This window comes from Dawidia cretensis (assembly GCF_018598175.1).
Lineage (GTDB): Bacteria > Bacteroidota > Bacteroidia > Cytophagales > Cyclobacteriaceae > Ohtaekwangia > Ohtaekwangia cretensis.
This window is the reverse complement of the sequence record NZ_JAHESE010000023.1, coordinates 87,235-103,821: the sequence shown is the minus strand read 5'-3', so window position 1 is coordinate 103,821 and position 16,587 is coordinate 87,235. Positions and strand designations below refer to the sequence as shown.

The 16,587-nt window shown below is 48.2% G+C and carries 6 protein-coding genes; all 6 read left to right on the top strand.

The features are described from left to right. Window positions 1-6: 6 nt before the first annotated feature. The 6 genes from KK062_RS20015 to KK062_RS19990 all read left to right on the top strand — a co-directional run bounded on the left by KK062_RS20015 (window position 7) and on the right by KK062_RS19990 (window position 16,586). Window positions 7-3,759: a DUF7948 domain-containing protein gene (locus KK062_RS20015; protein WP_254086120.1), complete on the top strand. Its 3,753-nt coding sequence runs from the start codon at window positions 7-9 to the stop codon at window positions 3,757-3,759. An 18-nt stretch (window positions 3,760-3,777) separates the two neighbouring features. After that, window positions 3,778-4,518 (top strand): hypothetical protein, encoded by a 741-nt coding sequence (locus KK062_RS20010; protein ID WP_254086119.1) that lies wholly within the window; start codon window positions 3,778-3,780, stop codon window positions 4,516-4,518. An 85-nt stretch (window positions 4,519-4,603) separates the two neighbouring features. Beyond that, on the top strand, window positions 4,604-14,638 hold the full coding sequence (locus KK062_RS20005) for a LamG-like jellyroll fold domain-containing protein (RefSeq protein WP_254086118.1): 10,035 nt from the start codon (window positions 4,604-4,606) through the stop codon (window positions 14,636-14,638). Between the two features lie 6 nt (window positions 14,639-14,644). Continuing rightward, window positions 14,645-15,010, top strand: a complete 366-nt coding sequence (locus tag KK062_RS20000; RefSeq protein WP_254086117.1) for a hypothetical protein — start codon at window positions 14,645-14,647, stop codon at window positions 15,008-15,010. Window positions 15,011-15,191: 181 nt separating this feature from the next. After that, window positions 15,192-15,566, top strand: a complete 375-nt coding sequence (locus KK062_RS19995) for a hypothetical protein (RefSeq protein WP_254086116.1) — start codon at window positions 15,192-15,194, stop codon at window positions 15,564-15,566. Between the two features lie 270 nt (window positions 15,567-15,836). Continuing rightward, window positions 15,837-16,586, top strand: coding sequence for a toxin-antitoxin system YwqK family antitoxin (locus tag KK062_RS19990; RefSeq protein ID WP_254086115.1), 750 nt, complete (start codon window positions 15,837-15,839; stop codon window positions 16,584-16,586). The last annotated feature ends 1 nt before the right edge of the window (window position 16,587 follow it).

Here is a 16,587-nt window from a genome sequence, read left to right as displayed (position 1 = left end):
AATTGCATGAAAATGAAAACACAGAATCGATACGGCATAGTGGCAGGTCTACTCGCGTGGATGGTATTGACATGGGAGCCAGTGGCCGCCCAACAAGTCGATCAACTGCGGGAGAAGGCCACGAGCTTCGGCTTCATTGAAAATAAAGGGCAGATTATCGACCAGCAGCAACAGGGCAACCGTGAGGTGTTGTACATGTTGATGTTACCCGGTAACAATGTTACCCTGCGCGCAAATGGATTCAGCTACGATACATACCGCGTAGCGGAGGTTGATTCCGTTCGTAACACAAATAAGGATCTTCCTACACGTGGTCCCCGCATCCGTTCGGCCCGATATAAATTTCACCGTGTGGACGTATCGTTTGTGGGTGCCAGCCCCACCATGGAAATTGTCAGCAGCGAAGCGTCGGCGGATCCTATCGAGTACTCCACGATAGCAGGGGTAATGGTAAACCACTACGGTAAAGTGACGTACAAAAATGTATATCCCGGTATTGATATCGAGTTTGTAGCGCAGTCGAGAGATGACGGAAAACCGATGGAATATAATTTCGTGGTACATCCAGGCGCCGACGTCAGCCAGATAAAACTGCACTATGCAGGGGCGCTGGAGTACAATCTGTCAGGAAAGAACCTCACTTGCACGTTAGAGCATGGAACGCTTACCGAGCATATTCCGGCGAGCTTCCTGGAAGAGAGCCATACACCGGTCGACATTCGGTATGAGCAGATCGCCCGACGGTCGGATGGCATGGTTGTCGGATTCTCTTCACCGGAGAGGTCTCTGAAGGAGACATTGATCATTGACCCGGAGCCTTTTCTCGATTGGGCCACATATTATGGCGGTCCCAGAATGGAGGATAATGCGTCGGTTACCGTCGACAATCAAGAAAATGTTATTGTCGCGGGCGCAACGAGCTCCATTAGCATGATTGCCACTACTGGCAGTAGTCAGGCGTATTTCAGCGGTGGTGTCAGCGATGGTTTTGTCGTAAAGTTTAATAAAGAGGGGGTGCGGTTGTGGGCTGCCTATTATGGCGGTTTGGGTGAGGACTACTTCGTAGACGTCGCGATAGGTGACAATAGTAATATCTATTTGGTGGGCACAACAACTTCCAGTAGCGGAATCGCTTTTAGCAGTCCCGCGCAGCCAACCGGCAGCCCAGCCAGGAGCACATATTCTGGCAATAAAGATGTATTTGTAGCGAGCTTCAAACCGACCGGTGAGCGTCGTTGGGGTTTCTACTATGGCGGTGCCGGGCTGGACGAAGCAAATGCGATTGAAACAGATGGCGTGAACTATTTCTACATCACTGGATACAGTAATTCAGCTGGACTTTATGACGGCAGCATGAATGCCGGCGTAGTGCAGCGAAATCGTACAGATGGCGCAGAAGGATACGACGCATTCATCGGGCGATTTTTTATGATGGAAGAGAATAGTAATAGTGGGAAATTTCAATTTGGTACATACTACGGCGGCCCGGGCAATGACTACGGTGTTGATATAGCCCTGGATCACAACGAGAGCGTGATTTGGTTACTGGGGACTACCAGGTCCACTACAGGGATTGCCACATCGGGGGCCTACAAGACGCAACTGTCAGGGAGCGGCGACGATGCCGTCGACCTGTTTATGCGGAAACTTTCGATCAACCTCATAGATGTACCCGGTAAAACCTGGGGAACCTATTATGGTGGTGCTGCTGTCGAAAAAGCGTCGAGCATTAGAGTCGATCAGGGGTCGGATAATATGTATGTTTGTGGCACCACGCTTTCCACTGATGGAATCGCGACCACGGGCGCGTGGCAGACGACGAAAAGCGCTGGTAACGATGGCTTTATTCTAAAAATGAGTCCGACCGGGAACCCAACATGGGCCACCTACCATGGCAGCAGTGGCGATGACCAGTGCCTGGCACTTGCAGTAGGATATAATGGGTTTGTTTACGTCGCCGGATCGACGACCTCGCCGGATTACTTCTCGACACCGGGCTCGCACCAGCCCGATGCACCCGCATCGGCCACCGGCAACGCCTTCTTGTCAAAGTTCAATCAAAATGGAAGCAGAGTATGGGGAACGTTTTATGGCGGGACGGGGATGGACTATGCCTCTGGCATTGCCACACACAGCGGATCGAATAGCGTCTTCATCGTGGGTACCACGGAATCTACAAATGGTATTGCGAAGGGAAATATAGTCTATGGAGATGCTATTTATCAGGTGTCCTACGCTGGATCGAAAGATATTTTCATCGCCAGGTTCATGCAGTTCGACCCTTGCGAAGAAGCTTTTCCCGATCCGCATCTGACGGTGTCGGCGACCGAAGTGTTCGACGGTAAGTTGGTCACGTTCGCGGTTGCCACGCACGGCAGCGGGCGGTCATACGATTATTACTTCTACTATGGGCAGGGACCTTCGCGGAAAGAAGAAAAGATCGTGACAACCGACCCCACGCTTCAGTATAAATTTGTCGATCAAGACAACAATCACCCTGCGGTAGGGCGACACGAGGTTGTGGTCATTTTACATGGCCCTCAGAAATGTCAACGGAAGGAAATGTTTACGATTCGCGTAAAACCGATCCTTCCACTATGCGAAACCATCGTCCTCGTGAACCCTGTCGCGAATGTACGGCTTGATAAATTCTCTGGAAGCTATGTCATGCAATTAAATCAGGCCTGTGCAGAGGATATCGCCTTCGACTGTGTATATGGAAAGGTCGATCTCCCCAAGACTGCGAACATTGTCGCGGCGTCTGCCACAACGTATTCGGATTCCTGGAAATATGATTACCTGTCGTCGGCACAGATGAGCGGTAATGCGTTCGAAAGGGGAGAAGCCGGCAAATGGCGAGCCAGGGCACAATACGTTTATAATGGTGGGCGTGTTAGCGTGGATAAAAACTATAACTCCGGCACATTTGTCCTGCCGAACTTCGTCTGGCAAAGACCCGATGCCACTGTAAAGGCTGGCTGGCTGAATACCGCGGAGTTCACGCGATATTCTCCCAACGGCGACGTAATCGAGGAACGTAACGCGCTGGACATTCCCAGTACGGCGAAGTATGGGTATAACGGCACCCTTCCATACTTGGTGGCACAAAATGCGGATTACAATGCCGTGTTTTTTGAAAGCTTCGAGAATCGCTACGGAACAGTACTCGAAGACAATACGCCGTTGACCGGCACGCCGGATAAAACAACCTCGCACTCCGGACTCTATAGCCTGCGGCTGACGCAGCGATTTACTTCCCGCGCCTTTAACCCGGATCCGCAGTTATTGACCAAGGGCCTTCTTGTACGGGTATGGGCCAAGGGCAATAACCCGACAGGAGCGATAAGGCTGATTGTAGCATCGGATACACGCCAGGCAAATTTGTATGAGGCTGACTTCAAGTTCGTAGCCCGTTCGGGCGAGTGGGCGCTGCTGGAAGCAAGGATCACTCCCGGCGCTTTTACGCTGGACCCGGAGGAGACGTTTACCATTAACCTGGACAAGAAAACAACGGATGCGCCATGGATTGACGACATCCGCATTCAACCAGTAGACGCCGAAATGATTTGTTATGTATATGATCCCGCCACTTTACGGGTATTGACCATTCTCGACGATCAACACTTTGGACTCTTCTATCAGTACAACATGGAAGGGAAGCTTGTTCGGAAGATGCTGGAGACCGAAAAGGGAATGAAGACAATCCAGGAGACACAATATAACACTCCGGAGAAGCCGAATCCCTTTAACACACATTAAGCATAGTAACAAAACGATATGAAGAGTTTATTGGCAACTGTTTGCCTGATCCTTGGCAGCCTCTGCACGACGATAGCCGTACATGCACAGACACAGGCCGAATGCCAGGAATTGTTTACGAAAGCAACGGACAAAGTCAGATCGTTGCGTCTACTCTCAAAAAAGAACGCTTTTGAAATGACTGCTTCCGTTATCGTAACACCTGAGAAAGGAGTCGTTGTGCGAGAGCGCATCGAAGTGGTATCTTTGGGTGACAAATACCGGTATAAAACAAATCAGATGGAGCTGTACCAGGATGCAAAGACCATGGTTGTTCTCCAGCACGATCAGAAAAGTGTATTCATGACTCGCCCCGTGGGAGACAAGCAACGGCAGAACCAGTTTTCAGAGATGATGAAATTACAAGACTCCCTGCAACAACATCTTACTATCCGCCAGTGTACGCGTGAATTTGGAACCGTGCAGGCGAATGTGGGTTACACCAAAATTGTATTCGTGCCGGGCAAAAAGCTGGAGCGACTGGGCTTAAAATCAGTTTCGTATTGGATCGACGCCGGAACTGCCGAGGTGAAAAAAATCTCCATGGACTATGCACCCGGATCCAGCTATGGCATGAAGCGGTATGAGCTGGTGATCGAAAAGATGAATGCTCAAACCGAAACCGAGCCATTTAAGGGAACGGCGCTGGAGCAGGCGATGCAGCAGGACAAGCTCAAAAGTCAATGGAAGGCTTATCAGTTGATTGATAAGCGTGGTTAGTGATTCTCAGCGTGCCCATCTAAAAACTAAATCGTCCGACTCCTGGAGTTTGACGAGGGCACACCGCAATTTTAACGATATAGTTTTGAAAACGACAGTTCGGAATATGTGCATTTTTTTAAGAAGCAGTTTTATCACTAAGATTATCATGCTGTTTACCGGTATTTTACTATGCGGAGCCGCATTTGCTCAGGGTACAATAACCAAGTCCGTATCCCCCTGTCCTGACAGCCGTGAACTTTATATCGATATTTTATGGGATTCTCCGATCAAAAATATCGATGTGGACCCTAGTCCGAGTAATGGCTTTGAAGGACCTGCCACTATAGAAGTGATAGACGAAGGTCACACCATAATACACCTCACTTGCTCTCCTTCTGTATTGCCGAATCAAGTTATCAGGGCTGAAGTTACCTTCAACTATCAGGTTCCAAAGACTTCTGCATGGGTAATTTATGGTGACTCCTTTGCCTGGACATTTTCGCCCACTACGACAGTACAACGAAGTCTGGTGGTTCCTACGGGGTCGATCATAACCGGTATATCGTATCCTTTTAGTGCGCCCGGACCACCACTCACAACTGATGGACTTGCTGGCTTTAACTGGTATATCGATGGTATTATCCAAAATGTTACTGGAACTCCAGTCAATCTCAGCTTTGCTACGCCAGGGAATCATTTAGTAGTATGTAAGCCATTCAACCGCTGTGGACGGGAAACGTCGAATGGTCTTTCTCTCCAACGAACCATAACTGTAAAATGTCGGCCTACCATTTTTGCCATAAAACAACCTAGCCCTAGTGCGATTTGCGGGGGAGATCCCATTTCGCTTACAGCAGAGTCCACGTTGACACCACAGTCGATCGTTTGGAAAAAAGATGGTGTGACCATTACCAACGCCACTAGCAACACACTATCTATCAGTCAGGTCGGAAGCTATGAGGTAACTGCAACGTTCTCGGACGGCTGCATTGGACAGGACACGCGCGTGGTAGCGGCCAGCGAGTATCCCGCCCAGGTGATTACCAAGATCAATGGTCTGACCCAAGGCTTTAGCGGAGATCCCGTAGTCCTGGAGGTTGTCGGAGGGGGTGATGCAACCGATTTTCATTGGGAAGTAAACGGAGGCGGTAATCCCTTTACCGATGCCACCGGTACAGGCTCTTTCCGACGTGTGATATTCCGACCGGGTGCGGCATCGGATGTGCCGTATGAGATCGAGGTAACACCGCGACGAAATACGTGTCCCGGTGTTCCGTTTAAGCGACTCTTCACCGTACTGAGCCAGGCAAAGAAAATAGTGGATACTGTGAAGATGTATCATCCCGACCTGTCCGGCACCCCACTGGGCTATCTCTATTTGCCTAACCATACCCCTGAACGCAACAACGGTTGTTTCGGACAGCTTGGCCCTGTCACCATCAATGCAACGCTGGACCTGGGCAAATATTATAACCTGGGCAAGCATGCATTCAGTGCCGATGTCAAGCTGAAGATTGTCGCCCATGTCGATGCTCCCGCACAAAACCAGGAATGGATCTTCCCCTTACATATTGATCAAACTGCGCCGGAGCAGATGTTCTCCAAGCGCATTGATATCAACCCTGAACTAATCCGCTTTTTCACCATCGAGCGAGAGGGCAACAGCTACGTTTGCAACAGCACATCAGCCGCCAGCGCGATCCGTCTGATAGTCACCAGCACCGAGGAAGATGTTGTTGATATTTGGAATGTAAACGTATATCCGGACGCAGTTACTCAAGATCAAGCAAACAAGCGCTGGGAACAAACGTTTACCTGGACCACGACCTGCCCGGACGTAACCGACTATCTCTTCCTGATGGTAAAACAATACGGGGAGGTTGCTCCCAATAATTTGAAGAGCCCCGCCTTATGGAAAAATGCTCTCCGCATTCGTACAGAAAGCAGCGACCGGTCTGTGACGATCTCGATGGGAGAGGGCAGTGGCAAATACTATTGGCGTGTGATGCCCCTCGGCAGTCACGAGGGAGGTCTGGCCAATCCTGTTAACCTGGGAGATACTTCTGTCGTAATGTCGTTTACGTATACTCACCCTGAAGAAGACAAGAACTGGATCTATAGTCGCTCCTTTACTGAGGGGAATAAAGTTTCCGAACAGGTTGGCTATGCCAACGGATTGCTCCAGGCCAATCAACAGATAACAAAGATTCAGGGCGAAAATAGAATTATCGCCGCGCAAACTATTCCGGACTATGTAGGACGAAACGCCGTTTCGAGCTTACCCATTCCGGTGACCGATGTACGATCGCTACAGTATGTGGACAAATTGCTGACCGACAGTATCGGTAACCTCTATCGTGCTCCCGATTTCGATGGTCGGCAAAGTCCGAAAATGGCGACCGCGCGGGGTGGCTACTACAGCGGCGCGTTAGTCGAAGACGCGCAAAACGACAGAGTGCCTTCTGCCGAGGGATATCCGTTTACGCAAACTGACTTTTTAAATGACGGCACTGGACGCGTGAGTAAGCAGGCGGGTGTGGGGTATGCACACTCCAAGAAAGGCGGCCACACCATGCGTACTTTCTATACGCAAGCGAGCGAAGCGGAGTTGGTTGCGCTATTTGGCAACGAGGCTCCACAGGATTCCAGCGTGGAGAAGATTACGACATACGATGCCAATAATGTCGCCGGCATAGCATTCCAAACCAAGGATGGGAAGATTATTGCTTCGGGCCTGGCCATCACCGGCACGGATGGACCACTGGAGGAACTCTCTACAGCACCCAGTCCGCTTCCGTCCTACTACCAACGAGTTAAAAACAATCTGCGCATTAACGATGCTACGGTCGTAAGCCGCACACCACTATTTCTCACCATGCCAGGAGATGTTTCGGTAAACTACGAGATTACACCTGCGCAGCTACAGGAAATTTGCACTGGCAATGGTAACGCCGACCTCGTGGCGTATTATCCCTTCGAAGAGAATGCCCAAGATGTAAGTGGCCATAACAACCACGGCATCGTAGGACAGGGCGCTACAATCGGCAAGGATATATTGGATCGCAACAGCGCCTATGCGCTGACGGGAAGCTCAACCAGCTTTATCCAGGTACCCCACACTCCGGATATGAGGTTTGACGCACGCGACTTCACGGTTTCCTTTTGGGTAAAACGGTCGAATAATACCAACTCCACCTGGGCGAATGCACCTGGTGTAGGCAAGTGGAACAACTTAGCCACCACCGCACCGAGCCCCGGAACCAACGAGTGGGCCTTGATTTTACATTCAGAGGGCGGTAATACCCCTGCCTTTATGATCGAAGGTGGTACGACCCGCCACAAGGTAGTCGCTTCCAATGCCCCGCTTACGGCCGGCAACTGGTATCACCTGGTGGGTGTACGTCAGGGCAACCTCTTGAAAATTTACGTGAATGGTCGTCTGGAAAATACGCTTAGCACCGGCAGCACGCCTGTTAGCATCAATAACAAAGAATTACCCTTGCAGATTGGTCGAACTGGGACCTTTGGCACGGCTGCGATCTTTGACGATGTGCAAATCTATCGCCGGGCGCTCAGCGCTGAGGAGATTAATCAACTACGCGACCGCAGCACACTGTGCACCACGTGTGACTATACTGTCAGCTTCAAGCTATTGAAGAATGGTAGTGTCGTATCTGGCGCCCCCTTACCGGAACCATTCACTATCAACGCGGGATCGTGCAGCACGCAGACAAGCCGCAAGTACGTCATGCCGCCCACTATTTTAACGTTGGAGGGGGGCGTGAACTATACGCTAGAGAAATACCTAACGCTCAATAATAAAACCCGTGACAGCGCAACTGTTACGTTTATCGACTCAGCTACAGCCAAGGTGGAAGCGTTCTATCGGGCAAAAGCTAAGAGTCGTCTGGACGAGATTAACGGTTACATCAACCGACATGAGTATGATTTGTTGGAGCAGTACCTCAAAACGAATGCTACGGACGACGCCGCCAACAAGCAATATATATTGACACTGCTGCCCGCCGGGGCCGGTGGCTGCCAGCAAATCATTTATATTCCAAAGTGGACAAAATGCCCTGTTGAAATTAAGACAGGCAACAACTGCGGTCCGGACGGGTCGTCGTTCGAACAATATTTTGAAGACTATTATAAAGATCGCACAGATCTTTTAACCGTTGTCAACGGGGAAACGATTCTGAATTATGCTTACTTCACCAATCAATATCCTGGTGCCGCGGAACGTGAACAGCATTATAAACGCGGCGAGCTTAATGCGATGATCCGCAATCTCATAGCAGCCAATCCCCAGCTAGGTACCGGTCAAGCCGCCTGTGACAGCGTTTGGAAAGTATGGAAAAGCGAGGTCATGCGTTATGAAGCTGGTATCACGTACACCCCTGAGCCGCAAGAGAACACAATCGGCCTGGAGCCGGCTATTCCCGCAAAGTATACTTTGTTGCAGAGTTTCCTGACATCACTGGATGCACATCTACAACGCGAAGCAACAGAAGAAGAAGCTGATCTGTGTGTAGGAACAGGACGGCCTCTGTTTATTGAGCGTACCACGCTGTATGGCAAAATGGGTGATGCAATCGTCGCCCCCGACCTGGCACATGCCTATGCCCTGGTATATTACAACAGTGATGTAGCCGGCATGAAGGATATGCTGCGTTTTTACGCAAACATCCGAGATCCCGATCCCCAGCATCCCCGTGAGCCCGTATTACAAGATTTTGATGGTCTGCTTGCCTGCGATAAATATAAGATGAGTCAGTCCACCAGTATGGGTGATCTCGGATTTTCACAACAAGATTCGCAAGATTCGGAAGCTCTGGCGGAGCAGCAGATGAATGCACTGCGCAACCAGTGTGGTGAAGCTTGTGAGAATAGGGAGTCGGAATTCCGACAGGCCGTCATTGGTAAGTTAATGGCTATACCCGACACGAAAATTCAGCACTACAACGTTTATCGTGATGCTATATACCAGAATAACACCTGGGTAGGAATACTGGACAGCAGTCGCAACGTTACGTCGTACACTGTCAGCCAGTGCGACCTGGATGCCCTTACAACGGCGCTGGTGCAAAACTGTAGAAACAAATACTGCAACGTTACTTTAACGCCGCGTGACACGGTGATAACCAGTGCGGGGAGGAGTATCACCTATCGTACCTATGGCACGAACGAAGAGATCAGAAAGATTCAGAAGGCCGTCATGTATGATTTCGACCTTAGCCTCAGCGACGGCGAGCCGACATGCGATACTGGATGGGATTTGATTTCAAAAGCATCGGCCTCGAACAATACCTCACCCCGAATTGAATGGATGGAACCCCTAGAATTTCTATCTAATAGTAGTAGTGGTCTTGGCAGCGGTAGCGAGCAATTTGTCATGAACGCGGATCCGTATGGTAACCTTGTTTACCTCGGAGAACACAACGCAGAAATGATCAACATATACAAGCGTGCGCCGAATGGATCAATTGTTATGAAAAAAGCAATTCGAAGGATTGCAACGTTTGATCATGCAAGTCAAAGATCCGGCTTCTCGTTCTCTTTAGATAAAAATGGTAGAATTATCATCGTCGCGAAAACAGCGGCGGGTGACGTCTTTGACTTTGACCCAGGGGCCGGTATTACCGCTCTTGGAGATACCACCGGTTCCAGTCTGGTGATCGCCATATATGATATTAATGGTAAATTATTAATGGCAAAGAGTACGCCATTTACCCACAATGACGTTGATGCTCCTAGAATCAATATCGATCAGTATGGAAATATATACATAGTTTGTGGATATTCAACCGCAGACCTGGACTTCTCAATCACTGAAAAAAGTATCCAAAGTACCGTGCCGTTCGGTTTTGTTCTTGTGAAGTATGACGTTAACTTGACATACCTGTGGCACATCACGATAGATAATCAGCATTCCGAGTTCGTAGCTTTAACGGTTGATGAAACCGGCGCTCCCATTATAGCCACAGGCTATCGACGCCCGTTTAGCGTACGAAATTCCTCCGGCGACTTACTTGTTCCATCCGAAATGATTCCCGATGAAAAGTCAGCCGTTATCAAGTTCTCAGCGCAAGGAGCGCTGGATTGGATAAGGACGTTCAATTCATATCGGTATAGACAGTCACACTTGACAATTGGGGATAATAACAATGTATATATCACTGGAGCAATAACGGGGAATGTAAATGGTGGATTTGATTTTAATATTATCAAACTGAGCCCATTGGGAGACGTCATCTGGAATAGCACAGTAGGAAATGGTTATTCATTGAGCAAAGTTGGATATGACGCCAAAACAAATAGTTTAGTGATTGGCGGTTATCTTTCATCTGGTACAGATATCAATTTTCTAGAGGGAGAATTTTTATTACATGGTAATGAACCATATAATTCCTTCATTGCTAATTACTCGACCGACGGGCGCGTTATAAGTGCCGAGATTATACCTGGTAAAATCAGCTGGAACACCTACATCGTCGCGCAAGACGGCTCTGCATTTGTCAATAGCCTTTCCAAGCCTCCGTTCGATACTCGGTTATGCTTGAAATATACGCTGAGCTACAGCCGTTGCCCGATTTCAAAGAACCTCTGCTTTAAATTTACAGGTCCGCGTATCCAGGAGATAAAGCTCCCTAAGAACATGGAAGCGTACGCTTATGCTCCGGCATTCCCTGACTGCGAAGCGGAACTTGCCTCACGCCTGCACACGGCAATCGATCGACAGGTCGAGCAGCTCATCACGGCAAGGGCAACCGCTTACCGCGAACAGTATTATGGCACCTGCGGTAATCCATCCAGGATCGACGACAAGCTCACTATCCTGAAGAACGATGGACAATATCATTATACACTGTACTACTACGATCGAGCGGGCAACCTCGTCCGCACTGTTCCCCCTGAGGGCGTTGCAAAACCGCTCCCGGTAGGAAACGCTACTGATATCGAAGCTTCGAGAAAAGTGTTGCCCGACCATAAAATGGTGACAGAATACCAGTACAATACGCTTGGACAGCTCATCCGCGAGCATAGTCCCGATGGAAATTATCTATTGTTACACAATGAGCCAGGCACGACGGGAGAGCTTGCCCCTGGCTTTACCAAGCCAGCAGTAAACGACGAAACTGCATTAAATGCCTCCAAGTACTACAACACCCTTATTTATAACGACAAGGGGCAAATCCGCTTCACACGAGATGCTAAGCAAAAAGTTGATGGCTCATACTCATATGCCAAATATGATGCGCTTGGGCGTATTATAGAAGCAGGAGAGGGCACGACATACGACGCCGCCGCTCTTCTGGCCAGTCGAAATGAAATCGGATTGGATGCATACCCTAAACAATCCACCCGGTTTATTACGCGTACAGTCTACGACATATTGTTTGAGATCCCTGGCAGCATTGAGTGGCCGCAAGGGTATCAACAGCAAGGAGCTAATCTTCGAAATCGTATAAGTTATACATTTACGGACAAAGATGCGCAGGATGGAACAACGGAAGATAGGACTTACTCCGTATACGACTATGACGTACACGGCAACATACAATGGTTAGTTCAGATCCTTTCGGGTCTGGATCCGGTAGGTATGCGGTACGACTACGATCTATTAAGCCAAAAGGTAACGGCAGTTCAATATACTCCAGAGAACCAGAATACGTCCTTCTATCACCGATATGAATATGATGGCCGTAATCAATTAAGAAAGGTTCAAACCTCTCGTGACGGGCACCTCTGGGAGACAGATGCCGCATACTACTATTACTTGCATGGTCCGCTTAAACGTATGGTTCTGGGAGAGGATTTACTTCAGGGAGTAGACTATACCTATACGATTCATAGTTGGCTGAAGGGGATTAATCATGGTTTACTCAATAAAATCAGCGATCCCGGAAAGGATGCTGAAGGAACATCGTTGGTGGCCCGAGACGCCTTCGGTATGGGATTTTCCTATTACAACGGAGATTACACGTATGAAAATTCATCATTTTCAGGTGCTGGTAATCTTGCCCCCAACGCGGGGCGTGACTTGTACACCGGTCATGCTTCCAGTGGAACGTCGAATATGTTGTATCCAGCCAACAGCGTCACATCATATCCACAGCTTACCGGCCATCACTACAGGTATGATAAGCTAAAACGTTTGTTAAGCAACGATCTCCAGGTATATAATGGCGCCAATTTTGAAGGTTCTGCTGAATACGGGAATATATACTCCTACGATGGTAACGGCAATATCGAATCTGCAACCAATCGTGCAAATACGTCTACGCCAGTTAGCACCCTGACATATAAATATCAAAAGGGCACAAATAACAGGCTGAACTCGACTAACGCTCAGGTCGCATATAATTATCAGTACGATGCTATTGGAAATCTTGTACGTGACAAGGAGCAGAGCACATCCATTTATTGGAATTCTGCCGGCAAGGTCGAAGAAATACAGCGGCAAGACGGAGCGAATGCTTATAAGACCTTTTTCTCCTATGACGCAGATGGCAATCGTGTCGTAAAGACGCAGGTTAACCCAAGTGGTCTATCAACGACGAACTACTATATACGAGACGCCAGTGGCCAGATTATGGCAGTGTATGAAAGAAGAACGCAGTCGGGCTTGCCACCGGAAACGAGGCTATCTGAGCTTTTCATTTATGGCAAAGACCGAATGGGAGCACATATCCGCACGTTACCAACCAATGGTCTTGAAAACGAAACAGAGCTTGAACCCAATGAATGGCGAATTTCCGAAAATGTGACTAAAAATCACTATGAAGAAGTTTCTTATCTTGTCAATTCTGGCAGCGAGCTGACTATCGCATCTGGCTTTAGTTACAATTCAGCTACAGATGCAGGAAATACGTTTCATATCAGAGTAGCCAGTGACGAGGGTGATTCTGAATGGCCTCAGAACGACATCTATACCCGAACCCTAAATAGCCGGCGTTATGAATTGCACGATATTCTGGGGAACGTAAGAACTGCAATAACGGATATTAAACTAAGCACGTGGGCAGGAACATCCGCTACTGATTATCAACCTGAAGTCGTGGGAGTTTATAACTACTATCCCTTCGGGTTGGACATGCCCGGCAGAACATGGGAGAAGGCAGCAAAATATCGCTATGGGTTTAATGGCAAGGAGAAAGATCAATCCGGTGAATGGGGGAGCATAAGCTATGACTATGGGCTTCGAATTTACAACCCTGCCATCGGAAAGTTTTTAAGCGTAGACCCGTTGGCAAAGTCATTTGCTCATTGGAGTCCATACCAGTTTGCGGGGAACAGTCCTATAAACTTTATAGACCTGGACGGAGCGGAGATTCTTAATCCCTTGATGGATTTTATAATACAAGACGCAGCAATCACCATGAGTGAAAACCCTAATAGTGCGAAAGCGAAAGCGTATGGTATTGCCGCAGGAGTTGGTGGGGCAATATGGGCGATACCTGAGGGGGCGGTTATGCTGGTAAGTCACCCTATTGAGAGTTTAAAGGGTATTGCAGCGCCTCCATCAATGGTACCCGGGCACAGATATTTCTCATCATTATGGAGTCGATATCGCGATTTACCGCCCAGCGTACGAGATTATGCGATTAAGGCCCACTTAACAACTGATATTGCGTTGATTGCTATCCCAGAGCTAAAGGCCGCTACCGTGCGTCCTGCAGCAATAGCCGAAAGAACGGCGATTGCCACTCTCCCCGAACCTCCGGGTGCGGCACCGGTATCTATGGCCGTAGAGGAGGTCGCTGCAGCGAGCGCATCTGCTGAAAAAGGGACTACAATAGGCTTAGGAATTTTTGACGACTTGTATAACCATCGAGGCACAGGAGCAATAACTCATTTAGACGGAGGATGGCAAAATGCCGGCTTGACTGTGCGTGACTATTGGAAGGGAGTATACGATAGTTATTACTTTAGTACAACTTTTGAACAAGTTGCAGAACGTGTAAGTGCAATCAGATTCGATGTAACCAATTTTAATCCAGCAATGAAAGGATTTACCCAAATGGAATTTCAAACTATTTTAAGGAAACCTGAACTATTAAAAAAGACGACATTTATTAAAGATGGAAAAACGGTAACTTGGGATGGCTCCAATTTTGTTCCAAAAGTAGAATAGATGAACATGATAACAATCACTGATATAAACGAAGCCAATAGTCTTCTGAACAAATATATGGGCGGTAAAGCCGAGTTATTTGGTATAAGCGTTGGACATCAGCGTTTAGCAATACGGTTGTCAAAACTTGATCTTACCACTAATGTGGCCGTTATTGTTGTCGCTCAATGTCGACATATTAAAGGTCCTTTTCGCTGGACAAATGCCCAGATGTCTATTAGTTGTCAGGTAACAAATGGCGAGCGGGAAACGCTGATACATGACGACGGAGCTGATTTTGTCGCAATCGCAGATGGTGGCTTTGGTGTACTGTATGGAGAATGGAACGAGTTTGGGATGTTTTTTGATAGCTCATCCGGTAATATTGAGTGAAGCTAGTTAAATATCATGACCTACTTGTGATTTGCCCAACATATATAAGATGGATTGTAAACAAGAGAGTAGCAATATAATATGCCCAAGTTTTCAGTTTTGCAGTCCCCTCATGAAGGTTGTTTTGCTGTTCGAAAATATCTACGGCAAGTCGCGAATGATGCGTATAGGGAGGGGGGGTATGATCGTAATCATAGGCCTTTTGATTTTACTTGGATTCTTTTGGATTCGTGCTATTTATAGAGAGAAAAAAGTTGCGCTGGATTATCTTAAAACCACCGGTAGGATAGTTGGTTATTATAACAGCGATCCATCGGTGGAAGGTAGGGGACGCTCAATCACATACGAATACACAGTCGACACTAAAGTATATTCACGGGGATTGCATACAAGTATGGCAATCCCCGTTTGCGAAGATGTTGATTCAGCGCCCTGTAAGGGATTGCGTTTTGTCGTAATTTATGAGAGGGGCAATCCGGGAAATAGCTTGATCAATTTTAATGTAGAAGGTCGCGATTCGCTTAATTACAATATTAACACTGATGATTTTCAATAGGTGGTGAACCAAATGCTCCTGCTGCGTTTGTGTGCAATAGCCAGACTTATGTTACATAAGAATACTGTGCACTATTCCAATTCGTAACTTCGCTCAGATTTCATCACTATGTCCGTAAACCGCTTTTTCGTCTTATTTGTCCTGACCTCTGTGGCCACCGCTGCTTTTTCGCAGGAAAAAGCGCTCCGCGGCCCCTTATTCGACGATCTTCAGGTCACCAACGCCGTCACAAAAGCCTACGGCGACAGCACGTTCACTTTTCACGTAAATATGCAGGACGAGCGCCCAGAACCGGTTTCAACCAAACGCTATTACTGGTTCCACCAAGGGGCTATGACCAGCACCCAAGGCAACTACAGCGGCAAGTTGCTTCATGGCACCCTGGAAAAATTCGACCGCAAAGGCCGGCTCATTGAAAAGGGTATCTTCAAGAATGGCCTGAAAGAAGGGGAATGGATGCGCTGGCACACCAATGGCAACATCAGTAGCCAGTACCGTTGGAACAACGGCTGGCGGGTCGGCGACTTTCAGGAGTTTGCAGATGATGGATCACTGCTACGGAAAGGCTACTACCGGCAAAACAAACTCCATGGCAAGGTCTGCTATTACGCCCCAGGCGGGGAAACCACCCGCGAGGAAAAGTATCGCCGTGGGGAACTTGTAAAGGAAAAAGAAAAGAGAATTAAAGAGAAAAAGGTCAAGGGTAAGAAAAAAGGCGAAGATCAGCCGGGCGCTACAACCTCAGCCGGTACGACCGTAGTCCAACAGCAAACCGCGCCAGGAACAACGTCAGAACCAAAGAAGAAAGGCTTGTTCAGCTGGCTTAAGAAGAAAGATAAAAGCGCCACGACGATAACGACTACATCTGCTCATGAAAAGGACAAAAAGAGAAAGGCCAAAGAGTCCAAGCCTCCAAAGGAAAAGAAGATAAAGAAGGCCGATACCTCTACTGCTACCCCGGCTTCGTCACAGCCTGAAAAGACGAGGAAGAGAAGAGAGAAAGAAAAGAAAGAACGCTGAT